This window comes from Pseudomonas marvdashtae (assembly GCF_014268655.2).
GTDB lineage: Bacteria > Pseudomonadota > Gammaproteobacteria > Pseudomonadales > Pseudomonadaceae > Aquipseudomonas > Aquipseudomonas marvdashtae.
In genome coordinates, this window is the sequence record NZ_JABWQX020000001.1 from 584,439 (window position 1) to 603,247 (window position 18,809).

Below are 18,809 nucleotides of genomic sequence, written 5' to 3' on the forward strand. Positions count from 1 at the left end.
AGTCTGACAACAACGTCGGACCGCCGTGCCAAGATGCTGCCTGAAAGCGGATCGAAAGCGCAATTGCAAATCAGGATCAGCTTGGGGGCGGCGCCAGTAGGAAATTACCTTTCATATCGGCACCATTTTCCGACTCTAGAGTGTGAAGCTGGGCTTCGTCCTTCAGATTGACCCCCGAGAGCTGCCGACGGCAGGCCTCTCGCATCAAGTAGATCAGGCGGTGGGCCGCCATGCCGTAGCTCAGGCCTTCGAGGCGGACGTTGGAAATGCAGTTGCGATAGGCATCGTTCAGGCCGACCTTGGGTGCGTAAGTGAAATACAGGCCCAGGCTGTCGGGGGAGCTGAGGCCGGGGCGTTCGCCGATGAGGATCACCGACATCTTGGCACCGAGCCGTTCGGCCACTTCATCGGCCACGGCGACGCGGCCTTGCTCCACCAGAACGATGGGCGACACCGACCAGCCTTCAGCCGTGATCTGTTCTTCCAGTCGCGCCAAAAACGGCAAGGTATGGCGATGCACCGCCAGCGCCGACAGGCCGTCAGCCACGACGATGGCCAGGTCCACGCCGCCGGGATGGGCTGTGGCGTGGTCCTGCAGAATCTGCACCGAAGCCTCGTCGAGCCGTCGGCCCAGGTCCGGGCGTTGTAGATAGCTGTGTCGATCCGCCGCCGCACTGTGCAGTAGCAGGCTTTCACGGCCGCGCTCAGTGAGTTGCGCGCGGATGCCTTGATGGTCGAACGCCAGGTGCACCGCATCGCGGGCTTGGGCGTGGGCGAACTGGAAGTCCAGTTGCGCCGAGGTCGGCAGGCTGGTGCCGGTGCGGCCCAGGGCGATGCGCGCCGGGGTCAGGTTGCGCAGGTTCAGCCAAGGGTTTTGTGGATCGACAGGTGGTTTATCCATGGACAGGTCTCTTATCCCAAATGTGCGAGGGCGTGACGAAACGCCGGCGGCAGGTTGTCGCCGAACCGCACCCGGCCATCGGCCTGGGTGAAGATGCCCATGTTCGCCAGCCACGTTTCAAATTCCGGCGCCGGTTTCAGGCCCAGGGTCTGGCGGGCGTAGAGGGCGTCGTGGAACGAGGTGGTCTGGTAGTTGAGCATGATGTCGTCGGAGCCGGGGATGCCCATGATGAAGTTGATCCCGGCCACGCCCAGCAACGTCAGCAGGGTGTCCATGTCGTCCTGGTCGGCTTCGGCGTGGTTGGTGTAGCAGATGTCGCAACCCATCGGCACGCCCAAAAGCTTGCCGCAGAAGTGGTCTTCGAGGCCGGCGCGGATGATCTGTTTGCCGTTGTACAGGTATTCCGGGCCGATGAAGCCGACAACTGTGTTCACCAGGAACGGGTTGAAATGTCGCGCCACGGCGTAGGCCCGCGTCTCGCAGGTCTGTTGATCGACGCCGTGGTGGGCGTTGGCCGACAGTGCGCTGCCCTGGCCGGTTTCGAAATACATCAGGTTGTTGCCGAGGGTGCCGCGATTCAGGCTGAGCCCGGCGTCGTAGCCTTCCTTCAAAATGTTGAGGCTGATGCCGAAGCTGGCGTTGGCCGCTTCGGTGCCGGCGATGGACTGGAACACCAGGTCAAGGGGCACGCCGCGGTTCGCCGCTTCGATGGAGGTGGTGACGTGGGTCAGCACGCAGCCCTGGGTGGGGATGTCGTAGCGCTGGATGATGGCGTCGAGCATTTCCAGCATCGCGCAGATCGAGGCGGTGCTGTCGGTGGCCGGGTTGATGCCGATCATGGCGTCGCCGTTGCCGAACAGCAGGCCGTCGAGGATGCTCGCGGCGATCCCGGCCGGTTCGTCGGTCGGGTGGTTGGGTTGCAGGCGGGTGGACAAGCGTCCGCGCAGGCCAAGGGTGCCGCGGAACTGGGTGACCACGCGGATTTTCTGCGCCACCAGCACCAGGTCCTGCACGCGCATGATCTTCGAGACAGCGGCGACCATTTCCGGCGTCAGGCCGGGCGCCAGTGCCCGCAGGCTTTGTTCATCGGCGGCGTCGCTGAGCAGCCAGTCGCGAAAACCGCCGACCGTGAGGTGGCTGACCGTGGCGAAGGCTTGTTTATCGTGAGTGTCGACGATCAGCCGGGTGACTTCGTCGACCTCGTAAGGAATCAGCATTTCTTGCAGGAAATGGCTGAGGGGCAAGTCAGCCAAAGCCATTTGCGCGGCCACGCGCTCGCCATCGTTGAGCGCGGCGATCTCGGCGAGGAAATCCCCGGAACGCGCCGGGCTGGCCTTGGCCATCAGGTCTTTGAGGCTGTCGAAGCGGTAGGTCTGGGCGCCGACCGTGTGTGCAAAACTGGCCATACAGGTTCTCCGTGACGGCGCCGCTGGGCGGCGCCGTGGTTTTCGGCACGTTACGGCTTAGTGCAAGGCTTCTTCGGCTTTTTGAATGGCCGCGAATTCCTCTTCGGGCGTGCCTGCGACCAAGTGATGCCGACTGTAGAAGGCAAAGTAAGCAATTAACACTCCATAGATGATCGCGGCGCCGATCACCACCCTAGGGTCGACCAGGAAGCCCGCCACCACGGCGATGCACGCCAACACCAGGGCCACGCCCGAGGTGAAGATGCCGCCCGGCGTGCGGTACGGCCGGTCCATTTTGGGGCGACGGATGCGCAGGGTGATGTGCGCGGCCATCATCAGCACGTAGGAAATGGTCGCGCCGAACACCGCCACCAGAATCAACAGGTCGCCCTGGCCGGTCAAGGACAGGCCGAAACCGATGATGCCGGGAATCACCAGCGCCAAGACCGGTGCTTTGCTTTTATTGGTTTCCGAGAGTTTGCGCGGCAGGTAGCCAGCGCGGGACAAGGCAAAGATCTGCCGCGAGTAGGCGTAGATGATCGAGAAGAAACTGGCAATCAAACCGGCCAGGCCGACAAGGTTGACGAAGTGTCCCATCCAGGTCGAGCCGCCGTAGGCCTTGGCCAGGGCTTCCACCAGCGGGTTGCCCGACGCCATCAGCGCGTTCGAGCCGGCGCCGCCCGGCCCGATCACCAGGATCAGCAGGGCGAAGGCCACCAACACCAGCATGGCGCCGATCAGGCCGCGCGGCAGGTCGCGCTTGGGGTTCTTGGTTTCTTCAGCGGCCAGGGGCACGCCTTCCACGGCGAGGAAAAACCAGATCGCATAAGGGATCGCTGCCCAGACGCCGACGTAGCCGAACGGCAGGAACGAACTGGCCCCCGCGGCCTCGGTGACCGGGATATCCAGCAGGTTGGCGACGTTGAAGTGCGGGACCATTGCCACCAGGAAAACTCCCAGCGCCAGGGCGGCGACGGCGGTGATGATGAACATCAGCTTGAGGGCTTCGCCGACGCCAAATATGTGGATGGCGATGAAAATGATGTAGAACGCCAGGTAGATCATCCAGCCGCCAATGCCGAACAATGACTGGCAATAGGCGCCGATGAACACGGCAATCGCCGCCGGGGCGATGGCGTATTCGATCAGGATCGCCGTGCCCGTGAGAAACCCGCCCCAGGGCCCGAATGCGCTGCGGGCAAAGCCGTAGCCGCCGCCGGCGGTGGGGATCATCGAGGACAGCTCGGCGAGGGAAAAGCACATGCACAGGTACATCGCGGCCATCAGCAGCGTGGCCAGGAACATCCCGCCCCAGCCGCCCTGGGCCAGGCCGAAGTTCCAGCCGGCGTAGTCACCGGAAATGACATAGGCCACGCCGAGGCCCACCAGCAGGATCCAGCCCGCCGCGCCTTTTTTCAGTTCGCGTTGTTGGAAATATTCGGAGCCGACTTTTTCGAAGTCGACCGAGGACGTTGCCGGTTGCGGATTTGCATGATCGCTTGGCATAAGGGTTTACCTGTTTTTATTGTTTTTTGGCCCTGTTGGAGCGGGGCTGCTCTTGAAACCAATGTTGCATTGGATCGTTCCCACGCTCCGCGTGGGAATGCCTCTACGGACGCTCCGCGTTCGGCTCTTTGGGACGCGGAGCGTCCCTGGCTGCGTTCCCACGCAGAGCGAGGGAACGATCAGCCGGGCGCAATTTCCCGCAGGTTAGAAGAACCCCAACGGATTGATGTCGTAGCTCACCAGCAGGTTCTTGGTCTGCTGGTAGTGATCGAGCATCATCTTGTGGGTTTCACGCCCGACGCCGGACTTCTTGTAGCCACCGAACGCGGCGTGCGCCGGGTACAGGTGGTAGCAGTTGGTCCAGACGCGACCGGCCTTGATCGCCCGGCCCATGCGGTAGGCGCGGTTAATGTCGCGGGTCCAGAGGCCGGCGCCAAGGCCGAACTCGGTGTCGTTGGCGATCGCCAGGGCTTCGGCTTCGTCCTTGAAGGTGGTGATGCTCACCACCGGGCCGAAGATTTCTTCCTGGAACACGCGCATCTTGTTGGTGCCCTTGAGCAGGGTCGGCTGGATGTAATACCCGGTCGCCAGGCTGCCCTCGAGTTTTTCCACCTTGCCGCCGGTCAGCAGCTCGGCGCCTTCGCCCTTGGCGATTTCCAGGTAGGACAGGATCTTGTCGAATTGCTGCTCGGACGCCTGGGCGCCGACCATGGTGTCGGTGTCCAGCGGGTCGCCGCGCTTGATCTGCTGGATCTTTTTCATCACCACTTGCATGAATTCGTCGTAGATCGACTCCTGCACCAGCGCGCGGGATGGGCAGGTGCAGACTTCGCCCTGGTTGAAGAACGCCAGCACCAGGCCTTCGGCGGCTTTTTCGATGAAGCTCGGCTCGGCCTGCATGATGTCTTCGAAGAAGATGTTCGGCGACTTGCCGCCCAGTTCCACGGTGGACGGGATGATGTTCTCGGCGGCGCATTTCATGATGTGCGAGCCCACCGGGGTGGAGCCGGTGAAAGCAATCTTGGCGATGCGCTTGCTGGTGGCGAGGGCTTCGCCGGCTTCTTTGCCGAAACCTTGCACCACGTTCAGCACGCCCGGCGGCAGCAGGTCGCCGATCAGTTCCATGAGCACGCAGATGCCCAACGGGGTTTGCTCGGCGGGCTTGAGCACTACGCAGTTCCCGGCGGCCAGGGCCGGGGCGAGTTTCCAGGCGGCCATCAGCAGCGGGAAGTTCCACGGGATGATCTGCCCGACCACGCCCAGCGGTTCGTGGATGTGATAGGCCACGGTGTTGCCGTCGATCTCGGCGGCGCTGCCTTCCTGGGCCCGCAGGCAACCGGCGAAGTAGCGGAAGTGGTCGGCGGCCAGGGGGATGTCGGCGTTGAGCGTTTCGCGCACGGCCTTGCCGTTATCCCAGGATTCGGTGATCGCCAGGGTTTCGAGGTTCGCTTCGATGCGGTCGGCGATTTTCAGCAGGATCAGCGAACGGGCCTGGGCCGACGTAGCGCCCCAGGCATCAGCGGCGGCGTGCGCGGCGTCCAGGGCCTTTTCAATGTCTTCGGCGGTGGAACGCGGGAATTCGGCAATCGGCTGGCCATTGACCGGGGACGTATTGGTGAAGTACTGACCTTTGACCGGCGCGACGAACTCGCCGCCGATGTAGTTGCCGTATTTTGCCTTGAACGAAACGATAGCGCCTTCAGTACCGGGGTGAGCGTAACGCATGATGAGTTCTCCTTGGCTTTTGTGCTTAGTAGGGAGCCGCGCAAAAACGCGCTGGTACTTAAGCCTAGAGCAAAGGTTGGGCCATTGCCTTGCAGGGCCCGGAAATCAAGACTTTAGAAGGAGTTGGCCGGACAAACGGAGGGCCTGTGTCACGGTTGCGATACGCAAGGTGTGACAGTTTGTGCCAGATACGAGACGGTCTGTGACCGGCAGGTCGCGCCAGCATTGCAAAGGCGATTGGGCTGGAGGATGCTGGCTCCGACGGCGAGGCCATGGACGGACCGCTTTTGTGGCGAGGGAGCTTGCTCCCGCTGGACCGCGAAGCGGTCCCAAGGCAGTCAACTCGGTCAGCCTGATACACCGCAAACTCAGGTTTTGGGGTTGCTGCGCAGCCCAGCGGGAGCAAGCTCCCTCGCCACGGGGTAATGTGTCGGCAGGTCCAAAAGGTCCTTCGGGGAGAACAATAAGAAATGCACAGCAACCATTTGAGTCGCCATGCCCAGCAAGTCCTGACGGTCACCCAAGGCAAGGCCCATCTGCAGGGCCCTGGCAGCGATCCGTCGATTGCCCGTTCCTGGCTGCGCTGCCTCGAGGACTATCACCTCGACCCGGCCCAGAACCTGGCGCCGACGGTGCTGGAGCATGGCCGTGTGCTGGAAAGCCGCGAGCGCCTGCAACAAGTGCTGCACATCGCCGGCAATGAAATGACCAGCCTGCACCAGCAACTGTCCGGCGCTGGCCACGCGGTGCTGCTGACCGACGCCCGGGGCGTGATCCTCAATTGCGTCACCGCCCCCAGCGAACGGAAGATTTTCGAACGGGCCGGCCTCTGGCTCGGCGCCGACTGGAGCGAAGCCTGCGAAGGCACCAACGGCATCGGCACCTGCCTGGTGGAGCGCCAGGCCCTGACCATCCACCAGGAAGAACACTTTCGTGGCCGCCACACCGGCCTGACCTGCTCGGCCAGCCCGGTGTTCGATCCTCATGGCGAGCTGTTGGCAGTGCTCGACGTGTCCTCGGCCCGGCCAGACGTCTCGCGCCAGAGCCAGTTCCACACCATGGCCCTGGTCAATCTCTCGGCGAAGATGATCGAGAGCTGCTATTTCCTCCGTTGCTTCGACAATCAGTGGCTGCTGCGCTTTCATTTGCAGGCCGAGTCCGTGGGACTGTTCAGTGAGGGTTTGCTGGCGTTCGACGGCGAAGGGCGGATCAACGCGGTCAACCAGAGCGCGTTGAACCTGTTGGGACACATCCGTGGCAGCCTGCTCGGCCAGCGCGTCGAGGACTTTTTCGATTGTTCGCTGGATGAGTTGCTGGGCCGGGCCAGCGCCCAGGCGAGTGCAAGTTGGCCGTTGCGCACTCGCGACGGCCGGCCGCTGTTCGCTGTCCTGCGCGGCCAGCCCCGTAGCGTGCCGGCGCCGGTCGCGCCGACGCTCAAAGTTGTCGAACCCGCACGCCTGCCGGGCATCTGCCTCGGCGACGCGGCGTTGCAGGAGCATTTTCGCAAGGCGCTGCGAGTCTTCGAGCGCGACGTGCCGCTGTTGATCCACGGCGAAACCGGCTCCGGCAAGGAGGCGTTCGCCAAGGCGGTGCACCACGCCAGCCAGCGCGCCGGGAAAAATTTCGTCGCGCTCAACTGCGCGGCCATCCCGGAAAGCCTGATCGAGAGCGAGCTGTTCGGTTATCGCGGCGGCAGCTTCACTGGCGCGCGCAAGGAAGGCATGCGCGGCAAGCTGCAACAGGCCGACGGCGGCACGCTATTCCTCGATGAAATCGGCGACATGCCCCTGGCCTTGCAGACCCGTTTACTGCGGGTGCTGGAAGATCGCCAGGTAGTGCCCATCGGCGGCGAACCCGAGGCGGTGAACGTGCGCATCATCAGCGCCACCCACCGGCAATTGCTCGACCGGGTCCAGGACGGCAGTTTTCGGGAGGATTTGTATTACCGGCTCAACGGCCTGGAAATCCCGTTGCCGGCGTTGCGCGAGCGCAGTGATAAAGCCCAACTGCTGGATTTCCTGCTGGCCGAGGAGAGTGGCGCCGACACCGTGTTCATCGACGAACCGGCGCGCCAGGCACTGCTGGGATTCGATTGGCCGGGCAACGTGCGGCAACTACGCAATGTGCTGCGGACCCTTGCCGCGTTGTGTGATGGCGGGCGGATTGGGATCGAGGACTTGCCGGCGATGATTCGCCAGCGTCCGGTGGCAGTGGTTGAAACGGTGGCGGAGCGGCCGCTGGAAGACGCCGAGCGCCTGGCATTGCTCGATGCCCTGGAGCGCCAGCGCTGGCACATGACCCACACGGCGGCGCAACTGGGGATCAGCCGCAATACCCTCTACCGCAAGCTGCGCAAACACGCCATCGCTCGCTGAGCTACGGACGATCGTACCCACGCGGAGCGTAGGAACGATCAATCGATCAGATCAGAAAGAGTGCGATTTCCCCCTCCCTACGCTAACCTGCGGCCATGTTTACGAGGTCGACTATGCACATCCATATTCTCGGTATTTGCGGCACTTTCATGGGTTCGATGGCGGTCCTGGCCAAGGAGCTGGGCCATCACGTGACCGGTTCCGACGCCAACGTCTACCCGCCGATGAGCACGCAACTTGAAGCCCAGGGCATCGAGCTGACCCAAGGTTATGACCCGGCGCAGTTGGACCCGGCGCCGGACCTGGTGGTGATCGGCAATGCCATGTCCCGTGGCAACCCGGCGGTGGAATACGTGCTCAACAAAGGCCTGCCGTATGTGTCCGGGCCGCAGTGGCTGGCTGATCATGTGTTGCAGGGGCGTTGGGTCCTGGCCGTGGCCGGTACCCACGGCAAGACCACCACCAGCAGCATGCTCGCCTGGGTGTTGGAGCACGCAGGCATGAGCCCTGGCTTCTTGATTGGCGGCGTGCCGCAGAACTTCTCGGTGTCGGCACGCCTGGGCGGTACGCCGTTCTTCGTGATCGAGGCCGATGAATACGACAGCGCGTTCTTCGACAAGCGTTCGAAATTCGTCCACTACCGTCCGCGTACGGCGATCTTGAACAACCTGGAGTTCGATCACGCCGACATCTTCCCTGATCTGCCGGCCATCGAGCGGCAATTCCACCATTTGGTCCGCACGATTCCAAGCGAAGGCCTGGTCATCCATCCGACCACCGAGCCTGCTCTGCAGCGCGTCGTCGAAATGGGTTGCTGGACCCCGGTGCAGACCACCGGCGCGGGAGGCCAATGGCAGGTGAAGTTGCTCAAGGATGACGGCTCGGAGTTCGAAGTGATGTTCGAGGGCCAATCCCAAGGCGTGGTCGAGTGGGACATGACCGGCCAACACAACGTCGCCAACGCCCTGGCCACCTTGGCGGCAGCACGGCATGTCGGCGTCGTGCCCTCCATGGGCATTGCCGCGTTGAGCGCCTTCAAAAGCGTAAAACGGCGGATGGAGAAAGTCGCCGAGGTCAACGGCATCACCATTTATGACGACTTCGCTCACCACCCGACGGCCATCGCCACCACCCTTGACGGTTTGCGCAAGCGCATCGGCGACGCGCCGCTGATTGCCATCATCGAGCCGCGCTCCAACTCCATGAAGCTCGGCGCGCACCGTGATGGCCTGCCGGAAAGCGTGGTCGATGCCGATCAGGTCATCTGGTACGCACCGGCCAACCTCGGTTGGGACCTCGGCGCGATCGCCGCGCTGTGCACGGTGCCGTCGATTGTCAGCGATTCCCTGGACGGTATCATCGAGCGTGTGAAAAGCCAGGCCCAGCCGGGCACTCACGTGGTGATCATGAGCAACGGCGGCTTCGGCGGCCTGCACGGCAAACTCGCCGAGGCGCTGAAATGAGCACTCTTTTGCAGGACGGCGGCCCGGAGCGCATCACCCTGGCAATGACCGGTGCGTCCGGCGCCCAGTATGGCTTGCGCTTGCTCGATTGCCTGGTGCGCGAAGACCGCGAGGTGCACTTCCTGATCTCCAAGGCCGCGCAACTGGTGATGGCCACCGAGACTGACGTGACCCTGCCACCCAAGACGCAGATGATGCAGGCCTTCCTCACCGAATACACCGGTGCGGCGGCGGGGCAGATTCGCGTGTACGGCAAGGAAGACTGGATGTCGCCGGTGGCTTCGGGTTCCGGTGCGCCGGCGGCCATGGTGGTGGTGCCGTGTTCCACCGGGACGCTGTCGGCCATTGCCACCGGGGCTTGCAACAACCTGATCGAGCGCGCCGCGGACGTCACGCTCAAGGAGCGCCGCCAGTTGATCCTCGTACCGCGGGAAGCGCCGTATTCGAGCATTCACCTTGAGCACATGCTCAAGCTGTCGAACATGGGCGTGACCATCCTGCCGGCCTCGCCGGGCTTCTATCACCAGCCGCAAACCATCGACGACTTGATCGATTTCGTGGTCGCGCGGATTCTCAATCTGCTGAACATCCCCCAGGACATGTTGCCGCGCTGGGGTGAGCATCATTTGAGCAGTGATGAATAAGCTGCTGATCGTGCTGCTGGCGCTGCAACTGACCGGTTGCGCCACCGCCCGCACGCTCGACGCCGCCAAACCGGGTGCGCCGGTGGTATACGCGGGCACGCGCCTGGATCTTTACGCCCTGAACGGTGGTTGCTGCGCCAAGGACCGCTTTGGTGCCGAAGCGCCGAGTTATCCGGGTGTGGATCTTCCGGGCAGTGCGCTGCTCGATACCTTGTTGTTGCCGCTGTCGTTGTTGACGGCGCTGGGCGTAGGGTTCCAGGCTACTGGCGGCATGTAACAGACGCCTAGAACCCTGTGGCGAGGGAGCTTGCTCCCGCTGGGCCGCGGAGCGGCCCTAAGCTTCTTGGGCTGATCCAGATCCGAGGGCGACGGGAGCAAGCTCCCTCGCCACAATGACGTCCGACTCGGCATCACAGGGCTATTTACCCAGCTTGCGCAACTCATCCGACTCCACCACCCGCATCCCATCCTCTTCTTCCAGCGCCAGCCGCCACATGGCCCGGGCCAATTGGCAGGCTTCGATGCCGTGGTACTTGCCTGGGATCAGCTTCGACAAAGGCCCGGCCAGTTGCTCGGCCAGTCGCGGTTCGACGCGGTCGCCCAACAACAGGGAAGGGCGGCAGATAGTCAGTTGCGGCCAGTCCTGGGCCTTCAGGGCTGCTTCCATCTCGCCTTTGACCCGGTTGTAGAAAATCGACGACTTCGCATCGGCATTCAGGGCGCTGATTACGATCAGGTGTCGCGCGCCGAGTTCGCGGGCGCGTTTGGCGAAGGCCACCACCAGATCCAGGTCCACCGCCCGGAAGGCTTGTTCGGAGCCGGCTTTCTTGATCGTCGTGCCGAGGCAGCAGAAAGCGATATCGACCGGGCCGGCCAAGCTTGGCAGCACCTCGGCCGGTTCCCCAACCGGATTCTCCAAGTGCGGATGCTCGGCCAGAGGCCGGCGGGAAGGCGCCAGTACCCGAGTAATGGTCGGCTCGTTGAGCAGCCGGTCCAGTAGATGTTCCCCGGTCAACCCGGTCGCGCCGGCGAGCAAAACATGCTGAGGCGTCAAGTACATAGTGTTTCCCCCTTGATACGGTTCAGCTTAGTTGCTCTTTTTACCCTCGTCGTTCAGTGCAGCACTTTGCAATGCTTTTCGCGCCTGTTGTTTGCGCAGCAATTGCCAGTGGGACAACACGGTCCGGGGCGCCCAGATCTGCGGCTCCGAGGCTTCGAAGTTGTCCGCCTGCTCCCGTTCGGCAACGATGCCCTTGGCGAGCTTGAAGGCTTGTTCCAGGTCGTCGGTCTGGTTCAGCGCCTGGGCGAACAGGGCGTCGCCGAAGTAGGTGAAGTTGGCTTCTTCGGAACAGCCAAAAGACACCCGGTCGGCCCGGGACGCGGTCATGACCAGCGTGCGCTCATTTTTCAGGGCCGGGATGAAACCGCCGGAATAACAGGCTGAAATCACCACGATCTTGTCGCGATTCTTCAGCGGCGCCAGGACCACGGCCAGTTCATCGGCGGGCAGGTCGGCCAGTTCCATGCGTGGTTGATCGAGCACCAATTCATGCTCGCTGGTGCCGTGGCTGGTCAGGTAGATGAAGATCAGGTCTTCCGGGCCGCTGCGCTCGGCCAGGGTAGCGGCGGCACGGCGCAGGCTTTCACGGCTGGCCATGGGCCGATCGCCGAGGTGATCGCGGTGGTTCACCAGTCGGATCTGGCCAAATGCGTTGAAACGGCTGGCGAGCATGTTGGCGACGTAGTCGGATTCGCGCAGGAACACGCTTTGCTTGCCGTCGCCGCCCAGGGTCAAGCTGTACAGTTCCACGGCCGGGGTCGAGGCTGGGATGTTGGCGAGGGCATCTTCCAGCAGCCGGCCTTGGGCCAGGACGCCGAGTTCCAGGACGTCCGGCAGCAGCTTGCCGTCGGCGTCGCGTATCCGCTGGCCGTTGGCCCAGGTGCCGCTTTGCACAGTGCCGTCGGTCAGCACCAGGGTGCCGCGCCCGTGGTAGCTGTCGCCTTCGAACTGGCCGATGTAGAAGCTGCCGTCGGGCAGGTTGAGGCGGCCCTCACCGGTGAAGCGCCATTCATTGAAGCGGCCGAGGTAATGGCTGCCGTCGGCGCCAATCAACTCGCCCTTGCCGGTCAGCGCGCCGTCCTTGAACTGACCGATCCAGACGTCGCCATCGGCATTTTCGTAGCGGCCACGACCGTTGAGTTGGTTGTTCCTGAAGCCGCCGACATAAACGTCGCCATCGGCGCTGTTGAAGGTGCCCTTGCCCTGGAGCTGGCCGTCGACGAAGTGCCCGGTGAATTGGTTGCCGCTGGCATCGAAGCGCTGGCCTTCGCCGTTGGGCTTGCCGTTGGCGAAGGGGCCCTGGTATTGGCTGCCGTCGTCGAGCTCCAGGCGTCCGAGACCGGAGTAGCGGTCGGCCTTGAACTCGCCCCGGTAGGTCATGCCGTTTTCCTTGAGCGTCCCTTCGCCGTCCCGCCGGCCCAGCTTGAAGCTGCCGGTGTAGCTGCTGGTCGGTGTAGTCAGGCTGCCCTGGCCGTGGAACAGGCCTTGCTGGAACTGGCCGCGATAGACTTCGCCATTGCTGCCATGCCATTCCCCGGTGCCATGCCACTGGCCTTTGTCGAATTGGCCGGCGTACCAGCTGCCGTTGGGGTAATCGATGCGGCCCTGGCCTTGCAAGAGCCCATCCACCAGATCGCCGCGATAGCGCCCGCCGTCGGGCAGGCGCGCATCGGGGGGCAACAGCGATTCGCCGTCGCCACAAGCGGTGAGCAATAGGGCCAGAGTCAGGGGGACAAGTGCGCGCATAACCGGATCCAAGTAATCAGGCGAGGAGTATGCCGCAGCTATGCGCGTTGAAGCGATGCGAAACTGCATGAGCGGTTTCGCGACCGCGGGGGTTTACACGAAGCAGAGCGACAGCGGCTCGGCAATGTAGGCCGGTTTGTCCGACCCTTCGATTTCCAGGGTGGCGATGGCCTTGAGCAGCCATTGGCCGGGTTTTTTCTCGGTGACTTCCACCAGGTCGACCTTGAGGCGGACCTTGGAGTCGACTTTTACCGGTTGGATGAAACGCACGCTGTCCAGCCCGTAGTTGACGACCATTTTCACGCCCTCGGGCAGGATCAGGATGTCTTCCATCAATTTGGGCATCAGTGACAGCGACAGGAACCCGTGGGCGATGGTGCTGCCGAACGGGGTCTGCGCGGCCTTGACCGGGTCGACATGGATGAACTGGAAGTCGCCGGTGGCTTCGGCGAACAGGTTGATGCGGTCCTGGTCGATGGTCAGCCAGTCGGAACGTCCAAGTTCCTTGCCGACATAATCTTTGAGCGCTGTTACGGGAACGTAGGGCATTGAGACTCTCCTTGGTTCATCTGTCCTGCTTTTTTGGAACGGGGATCTGCGCCCCCGAGAACCACTGTAGATCAACATGGCGCGCCGGGAAGGTCATCGACCATGCTTTTTACGAATGCCGAACCATAGCGCCGGCGTGCTTATAATGCCGGCGCATTCTTTGAGTAAGTGTTGCAGGGGAGAGAGCGGATGTTGTTACGGGGCCTGACCTGGCTGGTGCTGTTCCAATTGCTGGGCACCGCCTTGAATCATTTGTTCCTGCCAATCCTGCCGGGGCCGATCATTGGCCTGCTGCTGTTGCTGGGCTACCTGATCATCCGCGGAGAAGTCAGCGAGCCGTTAAACCTGGCCGCCAGCAGCCTGTTGCGTTATCTGCCGTTGCTGCTGGTGCCGCCGGCGGTGGGGGTGATGGTGTACGCGCGGGCGATTGCCGCCGACTTCTGGGCGATTGTCGGTGCACTGGTGTTGTCCTTGATCCTGTCCGTAGCGTTGACGGGCGTGCTGATGCAGCGCCTGTCCCGGCGTCACAGTGTCGAGCCGGAGGACGCCCAATGATGTTCGACTGGCAGGGCGCCTGGACTTCGGTGATTCATCATCCACTGTTCGGCATCGGCATTACCCTGGGCGCTTATCAACTGGTCTTGGCGGCGTTCGAAAAGACCCGCTGGGTGTTCCTGCAACCGGTATTGATGTCGATGCTGCTGTTGATCGCTGTGCTGGTCGGCTGCGGCATCAGTTACGCGGAGTACCGCAAGAGCACAGAAATTCTCAGCATTCTGCTGGGTCCGGCCACGGTGGCGCTCGCGGTGCCGTTGTATTTGAACCTGCGGCGAATCCGTCAATTGTTCTGGCCGATTTTTACTACGCTGGTGATAGGCGGGGTGTTCGCCACCGGTTCTGCGGTGGTACTGGGCTGGGCCTTCGGCGCCGAACACATGATTCTGATGACCATGGCGCCCAAATCGGTGACCTCGCCAATCGCCATGCTGGTGGCCGAGCAGATCGGCGGCGTGGCGGCGATGGCGGCGGTGTTCGTGTTGATCACGGGCGTGCTCGGGGCGATTTTGGGCCCGAGCATTTTGACCCGGCTGGGTGTCCACAGTCCTGAGGCCCGTGGCATGGCCCTGGGCCTGACCGCCCATGCGGTGGGTACGTCGGTGGCGTTGCAGGAAAGCGAGGAGTCGGGTGCCTTCGCGGCACTGGCGATGAGTCTGATGGGCGTGGCCACGGCGGTGTTGCTGCCGCTGGTGGTGTCGATGACTGTTTAAGGAATGGGTTATGAGCTTGCCGCTGTTCCCGTTGAACACCGTACTGTTCCCTGGTTGCACTCTCGATCTGCAGATATTCGAGGCGCGTTACCTGGACATGATCGGGCGCTGCATGAAAAAGGGCGAAGGCTTCGGCGTGGTCTGCATCCTCGACGGCGAGGAGGTTGGAATCGCGCCGGACGGCTATGCGCGGGTAGGTTGTGAAGCGCTGATCACCGATTTTTCCCAGCAAGAGAATGGCCTGCTGGGTATTCGCGTGTTGGGCGGACGACGTTTTCTGGTGCACAGCAGCAGCGTCCAGGCCGATCAACTCACCGTGGCAGAGGTCGAGTGGCTCGAGGACGAGCCGGAACAACCGCTACAGGATGAAGACGCCGATCTGGTCGCCTTGCTCAAGGCCCTGGCCGAACACCCCATGGTCGAAGCGCTGAACATGGGTACCGAAGCGACCGGCCAGCAATCGCTGGCCAATCAACTGGCCTATCTGCTGCCGTTCAACGAACTGGACAAGATCGACCTGCTGCAACTCGACGATCCCCAGCAGCGCCTGGATGCGATCCAGGCCTTGCTCGATGAATTGCAGGGCGAACTGTTCGCCTGACACGACTGCGCCGATGCATCAATAGGCATACCGCAACATCGCGTGCGGCAGATGCCGCAGGGCGAAGAAGCTGAACGCCGCCATCAGTGCCGGGAGCACCAGCCACCAGACTTTTGGCGACATGGCGCGAAGCGGCTCCTGGCGCTGGCTCAACCACAGGACCGCGGCGCAGACGGTGGCGGCGAGCATGGCGCCGGCGACAACGTCGCTCGGCCAATGGGCGCCGAGGTACACCCGCGACAAGGCAATGGCCAGCGCCGGCAACGAGGCGAGTAACAGCCAGGTCAGGCGCAGGCGTGGCGGTTGGCCGCGCCCGGCCAGTATCGCCAGGGCCAGGAACAGCGCAAAGGCGCCGGAGGCGTGGCCGCTGGGCATGCTGTAGCTGGTCAATGGCTCGCTCAGGATTTCAGGGCGCACGCGGGCGAAGAACAGCTTGAAGCCAGTGTTGGCCAGGGCGGTGAGCAGCATTGTGCCGCCGGCAAAGATTGCCTGCCGCCATTGTCGTGCCACCAGCAGCAACCCGGTCACCAGGCTGCAGACAATCAACATGTAGCGGAATTCGCCGATCAGCGTGAAGGTCACGGCGATCTCGTCCAGTGTCGCGCTGCGATGTTCCTGGACCAGGGCTATCAGGCCTTGGTCGAACGCCGTCAGGTAGCGAAAACCGATAAACAGGCCGATCAGGATCGCCAGGCCAACCACCGCGATGATCGCCGAGGCGTGGCGATGGCGACGCAGGCTGCTGTTGACGCTGAGTCCAAGCATCACGGCGATGCTGCCGATGACGACACCGGCCTGTGGCCAGAAACCTTCGGGCAGCGGCAGGCGGAACGCCGCTCCGGTGGCCCAGCCCGGCAGCAGGTACGCCACGGTCCAGCCTGCCGCCGCTACCAGGCTGACAGCGGCGAAGCGCAGGAACGGCATGTCGCACATCCCGGCCACCATCGGCAGCATTGGCCGCAGCGGTCCGATAAAGCGCCCCACCAGCAGGCTGGCGATGCCGTAGCGTTGGAAGTAGCTCTCCGCCGCGCCCATCCATTCCGGATGTTGCCGCAGCCCCGGCAGGCGCCGGATGTTCTGGTGGAAATGCCGGCCGAGCAAGTACGACACCAGATCCCCGAGCAGTCCCCCTAGAAGGCCCAGCAGCAACGTTTCGCCCAAGGACAACGCGCCGCTGCCGGCCAGCACCGCAATCGCGAACAACAGCACCGTGCCCGGTACGATCAGCCCGGCGATGGCCAGGCATTCCACGCAAGCGACGACGAACACCGCCACCGCCAGCCATTGCGGATTTACAGTCAGCCAGCCGGTAATGCTATCGAGCCATGGGCCCATAAAGACAACTCCATTGTTGTTCAAGCGGTCTGCAATTTTTGTCAGGGAGCGGTGCTGCGTTCAGGCAAGCAAAAAATAATCACGGCCCTCGACCTGGCCGCGCCGCAACGGATTGCGGGTGCACCACGGTGCGTAGGCGGCATCGACGAAGCGGTAGGGCAGGTGTTCGTCCCGTCCCAATGGGATGCCCAAACGAGTGGTCTGGATCACATTGACCGTCGGCACGCCCACATCTTCCACCAGCAACCGTTCGGGGTCGAAGCGCTTCGCGTCCCAGTCCGGCACTTTCAGTCCCAGCGCCTTGCACAGCAAGGTCTGTCCTGCACAAAGCTTTTGCGGTGTGCGTGGTCGACCCTGGGCGTCGGGGTTGTTGAGCAGCATCTGCGCCAGGCTCGCCGGGCCGCTGATGGCGTCGACCCAGGGATACGCCGATTTGATCAATACCGCGTTGCCCGGGCCCTGGGCGCTGAAGTTCAGCGAATCGCCGCCGCGGGCGTAGTACATATAGATGTGGCCGCCATCCAGAAACAACGCCCTGCGTTTTTCCGTATAGCCCAGGGAGGCATGGCTGCCTTTCTCAGCGAAGTAATACGCTTCGGTCTCGATGATTCGCGCGCCGAGCCACACGTCACCGACTTTGTGGCGAATGACCTTGCCCAGCAGATCCTGGGCGAGTACTTGGGCGTCGCGATCAAAAAAAGCGTGGGGCAAGGCAATGGGCGCGGTTGGCGAATCGGTCATGGCGAGGAACGGAGTAGGGCCAAAGATAGCGCGATGATAACAACGCAAAGCTTAATTACCGCTGAACATTCGCGGGAATACCTGCGAATAGTGCCGGTTTTGCTCCTCCGCCGGTCACCGCTGCGAGTCCATGCTGTTAGTCGAGGGTTACGACAGCTATAATCTGCCGCTTTCCTCTTTGCCAAGACCACACAGACCATGACTGAGTCCGTTCTTGACTACATGACCCGCCTGGGTCGCGCCGCCCGCGAAGCGTCGCGCATCATCGGCCGTGCCAGCACCGCGCAGAAAAACCGCGCCCTGCAGGCCGCCGCCAATGCGCTGGACGCCGCGCGCGCCGAGTTGTCCGCCGCCAACGAACTGGACCTGGCCGCTGGCCGGGCCAATGGTCTGGAGCCGGCGATGCTCGAGCGCCTGGCGCTGACTCCGGCGCGTATCGACGGCATGATCGTCGGTCTGCGTCAGGTCGCGGCACTGCCGGACCCGGTCGGGGCGATCCGCGACATGAGCTATCGGCCGTCGGGTATCCAGGTCGGCAAGATGCGCGTACCCCTGGGCGTGGTCGGGATCATCTACGAGTCGCGGCCGAACGTGACCATCGATGCCGCGAGCCTGTGCCTTAAGTCCGGTAACGCGACCATCCTGCGCGGTGGCTCCGAGGCGATTCATTCCAACCGCGCCATCGCCGCCTGCATCCAGCGCGGCCTGGCTGAAGCCGATCTGCCGGCGGCGGTGGTGCAAGTGGTGGAAACCACCGATCGCGCGGCAGTCGGCGCGCTGATCACCATGCCTGAATTCGTCGACGTCATCGTGCCGCGCGGCGGCAAGGGGCTGATCGAACGGGTCAGCCGCGACGCCCGCGTGCCGGTGATCAAGCACCTGGACGGCATCTGCCACGTCTACGTCAGTGCCCACGCCGAGCTGCCGAAAGCCCAGCGCATCGCCTTCAACGCCAAGACTTATCGTTATGGCATCTGCGGTGCGATGGAGACCCTGCTGGTGGACCAGGCTGTCGCCAAGGATTTCCTGCCATCGATGGCCGCCCAGTTTCGCGAAAAAGGCGTCGAGCTGCGCGGCTGCGAGCGGACCCGGACGATCATCGACGCGGCGGTCGCCACCGAGGAAGACTGGAACACCGAGTACCTGGCGCCGATCCTGTCGATCCGCGTGGTCGACGGGCTCGACCAGGCGATCGAGCACATCAATCGCCATGGCTCCCACCACACCGACTCCATCGTCAGCGAACACCAGGGCGAAACCCGGCGTTTCGTGGCTGAAGTGGACTCGGCGTCGGTGATGATCAACACCCCGACTTGCTTCGCCGATGGCTTCGAGTATGGATTGGGTGCCGAGATCGGCATTTCTACTGATAAGCTGCACGCCCGCGGCCCGGTGGGCCTCGAAGGCCTGACGTGCGAAAAGTACATTGTGGTCGGTGACGGCCAGCTGCGCGGCCAGGAGCCGGTCTGACTTGGGCGATCTCGACCCA

Annotated in this window: 17 protein-coding genes; 8 read left to right on the forward strand and 9 right to left on the reverse strand. The window is 63.1% G+C overall.

What is annotated here, in order from left to right; genetic code table 11:
* Window positions 1–76: 76 nt before the first annotated feature.
* The 4 genes from eutC to exaC all read right to left on the reverse strand — a co-directional run bounded on the left by eutC (window position 77) and on the right by exaC (window position 5,538).
* Entirely contained in the window at window positions 77–901 is an 825-nt protein-coding gene (gene eutC / locus HU742_RS02800) for an ethanolamine ammonia-lyase subunit EutC (RefSeq protein WP_186645140.1), read from the reverse strand.
* Between the two features lie 11 nt (window positions 902–912).
* A complete protein-coding gene (locus HU742_RS02805; RefSeq protein WP_186645138.1) occupies window positions 913–2,307 on the reverse strand; it encodes an ethanolamine ammonia-lyase subunit EutB in 1,395 nt (464 codons plus the stop codon).
* 57 nt (window positions 2,308–2,364) lie between these two features.
* The gene (gene eat / locus HU742_RS02810) at window positions 2,365–3,813 is read right to left on the reverse strand and encodes an ethanolamine permease (RefSeq protein WP_186641442.1); all 1,449 of its coding nucleotides are present in this window, start codon (window positions 3,811–3,813) and stop codon (window positions 2,365–2,367) included.
* Window positions 3,814–4,017: 204 nt separating this feature from the next.
* Complete coding sequence (gene exaC / locus HU742_RS02815) at window positions 4,018–5,538, reverse strand: acetaldehyde dehydrogenase ExaC (RefSeq protein ID WP_186641444.1); 1,521 nt, start codon at window positions 5,536–5,538, stop codon at window positions 4,018–4,020.
* A 470-nt stretch (window positions 5,539–6,008) separates the two neighbouring features.
* On the opposite strand from exaC, the gene HU742_RS02820 reads away from it, so the two are divergent.
* From HU742_RS02820 to HU742_RS02835, 4 genes are all read left to right on the forward strand, one after another.
* Window positions 6,009–7,913 (forward strand): sigma-54-dependent Fis family transcriptional regulator, encoded by a 1,905-nt coding sequence (locus HU742_RS02820; protein WP_186645136.1) that lies wholly within the window; start codon window positions 6,009–6,011, stop codon window positions 7,911–7,913.
* A 113-nt stretch (window positions 7,914–8,026) separates the two neighbouring features.
* Window positions 8,027–9,376 (forward strand): UDP-N-acetylmuramate:L-alanyl-gamma-D-glutamyl-meso-diaminopimelate ligase, encoded by a 1,350-nt coding sequence (mpl, locus tag HU742_RS02825; protein WP_186645135.1) that lies wholly within the window; start codon window positions 8,027–8,029, stop codon window positions 9,374–9,376.
* Window positions 9,373–10,020, forward strand: coding sequence for a flavin prenyltransferase UbiX (gene ubiX, locus HU742_RS02830; protein WP_186645134.1), 648 nt, complete (start codon window positions 9,373–9,375; stop codon window positions 10,018–10,020). Before mpl ends, ubiX begins: the two co-directional genes overlap by 4 nt.
* Entirely contained in the window at window positions 10,013–10,297 is a 285-nt protein-coding gene (locus tag HU742_RS02835; protein ID WP_186645132.1) for a YceK/YidQ family lipoprotein, read from the forward strand. The genes ubiX and HU742_RS02835 overlap by 8 nt, the downstream gene beginning before the upstream one ends.
* A 141-nt stretch (window positions 10,298–10,438) precedes the next feature.
* Here HU742_RS02835 and HU742_RS02840 read toward each other — a convergent pair whose 3' ends face one another.
* The 3 genes from HU742_RS02840 to HU742_RS02850 form a co-directional block, all read right to left on the reverse strand.
* Window positions 10,439–11,080: an oxidoreductase gene (locus HU742_RS02840; protein ID WP_186645130.1), complete on the reverse strand. Its 642-nt coding sequence runs from the start codon at window positions 11,078–11,080 to the stop codon at window positions 10,439–10,441.
* 27 nt (window positions 11,081–11,107) lie between these two features.
* Window positions 11,108–12,826: a C13 family peptidase gene (locus HU742_RS02845; RefSeq protein WP_186645129.1), complete on the reverse strand. Its 1,719-nt coding sequence runs from the start codon at window positions 12,824–12,826 to the stop codon at window positions 11,108–11,110.
* 93 nt (window positions 12,827–12,919) lie between these two features.
* A complete protein-coding gene (locus HU742_RS02850; RefSeq protein WP_186641468.1) occupies window positions 12,920–13,375 on the reverse strand; it encodes a MaoC family dehydratase in 456 nt (151 codons plus the stop codon).
* 189 nt (window positions 13,376–13,564) lie between these two features.
* Here HU742_RS02850 and HU742_RS02855 point away from each other — a divergent pair, with 189 nt between their 5' ends.
* The 3 genes from HU742_RS02855 to HU742_RS02865 are packed head-to-tail and all read left to right on the forward strand — an operon-like array spanning window position 13,565 to window position 15,244.
* Window positions 13,565–13,930, forward strand: a complete 366-nt coding sequence (locus HU742_RS02855) for a CidA/LrgA family protein (protein WP_186641470.1) — start codon at window positions 13,565–13,567, stop codon at window positions 13,928–13,930.
* On the forward strand, window positions 13,927–14,643 hold the full coding sequence (locus HU742_RS02860) for an LrgB family protein (RefSeq protein ID WP_186613720.1): 717 nt from the start codon (window positions 13,927–13,929) through the stop codon (window positions 14,641–14,643). The genes HU742_RS02855 and HU742_RS02860 overlap by 4 nt, the downstream gene beginning before the upstream one ends.
* A gap of 10 nt (window positions 14,644–14,653) precedes the next feature.
* On the forward strand, window positions 14,654–15,244 hold the full coding sequence (locus HU742_RS02865; RefSeq protein WP_186645127.1) for an LON peptidase substrate-binding domain-containing protein: 591 nt from the start codon (window positions 14,654–14,656) through the stop codon (window positions 15,242–15,244).
* A gap of 18 nt (window positions 15,245–15,262) precedes the next feature.
* Here the strand turns inward: HU742_RS02865 and HU742_RS02870 are convergent, their stop codons facing one another.
* Window positions 15,263–16,579: a bifunctional DedA family/phosphatase PAP2 family protein gene (locus tag HU742_RS02870; protein ID WP_186645119.1), complete on the reverse strand. Its 1,317-nt coding sequence runs from the start codon at window positions 16,577–16,579 to the stop codon at window positions 15,263–15,265.
* Window positions 16,580–16,639: 60 nt separating this feature from the next.
* Entirely contained in the window at window positions 16,640–17,320 is a 681-nt protein-coding gene (locus tag HU742_RS02875) for a DNA-3-methyladenine glycosylase (RefSeq protein WP_186645117.1), read from the reverse strand.
* Between the two features lie 198 nt (window positions 17,321–17,518).
* On the opposite strand from HU742_RS02875, the gene HU742_RS02880 reads away from it, so the two are divergent.
* Complete coding sequence (locus HU742_RS02880; RefSeq protein WP_186613712.1) at window positions 17,519–18,790, forward strand: glutamate-5-semialdehyde dehydrogenase; 1,272 nt, start codon at window positions 17,519–17,521, stop codon at window positions 18,788–18,790.
* Window positions 18,791–18,809: the final 19 nt, after the last annotated feature.

Coding starts and splice junctions, on each gene's coding strand:
- HU742_RS02870 (WP_186645119.1), bottom strand. CDS start 16,579: ATGGGCCCATGGCTCGATAGCATTACCGGCTGGCTGACTGTAAATCCG.
- HU742_RS02840 (WP_186645130.1), bottom strand. CDS start 11,080: ATGTACTTGACGCCTCAGCATGTTTTGCTCGCCGGCGCGACCGGGTTG.
- HU742_RS02820 (WP_186645136.1), top strand. CDS start 6,009: ATGCACAGCAACCATTTGAGTCGCCATGCCCAGCAAGTCCTGACGGTC.
- ubiX (WP_186645134.1), top strand. CDS start 9,373: ATGAGCACTCTTTTGCAGGACGGCGGCCCGGAGCGCATCACCCTGGCA.
- HU742_RS02855 (WP_186641470.1), top strand. CDS start 13,565: ATGTTGTTACGGGGCCTGACCTGGCTGGTGCTGTTCCAATTGCTGGGC.
- HU742_RS02835 (WP_186645132.1), top strand. CDS start 10,013: ATGAATAAGCTGCTGATCGTGCTGCTGGCGCTGCAACTGACCGGTTGC.
- mpl (WP_186645135.1), top strand. CDS start 8,027: ATGCACATCCATATTCTCGGTATTTGCGGCACTTTCATGGGTTCGATG.
- HU742_RS02875 (WP_186645117.1), bottom strand. CDS start 17,320: ATGACCGATTCGCCAACCGCGCCCATTGCCTTGCCCCACGCTTTTTTT.
- HU742_RS02860 (WP_186613720.1), top strand. CDS start 13,927: ATGATGTTCGACTGGCAGGGCGCCTGGACTTCGGTGATTCATCATCCA.
- HU742_RS02865 (WP_186645127.1), top strand. CDS start 14,654: ATGAGCTTGCCGCTGTTCCCGTTGAACACCGTACTGTTCCCTGGTTGC.
- eutC (WP_186645140.1), bottom strand. CDS start 901: ATGGATAAACCACCTGTCGATCCACAAAACCCTTGGCTGAACCTGCGC.
- HU742_RS02845 (WP_186645129.1), bottom strand. CDS start 12,826: ATGCGCGCACTTGTCCCCCTGACTCTGGCCCTATTGCTCACCGCTTGT.
- eat (WP_186641442.1), bottom strand. CDS start 3,813: ATGCCAAGCGATCATGCAAATCCGCAACCGGCAACGTCCTCGGTCGAC.
- HU742_RS02880 (WP_186613712.1), top strand. CDS start 17,519: ATGACTGAGTCCGTTCTTGACTACATGACCCGCCTGGGTCGCGCCGCC.
- HU742_RS02850 (WP_186641468.1), bottom strand. CDS start 13,375: ATGCCCTACGTTCCCGTAACAGCGCTCAAAGATTATGTCGGCAAGGAA.
- HU742_RS02805 (WP_186645138.1), bottom strand. CDS start 2,307: ATGGCCAGTTTTGCACACACGGTCGGCGCCCAGACCTACCGCTTCGAC.
- exaC (WP_186641444.1), bottom strand. CDS start 5,538: ATGCGTTACGCTCACCCCGGTACTGAAGGCGCTATCGTTTCGTTCAAG.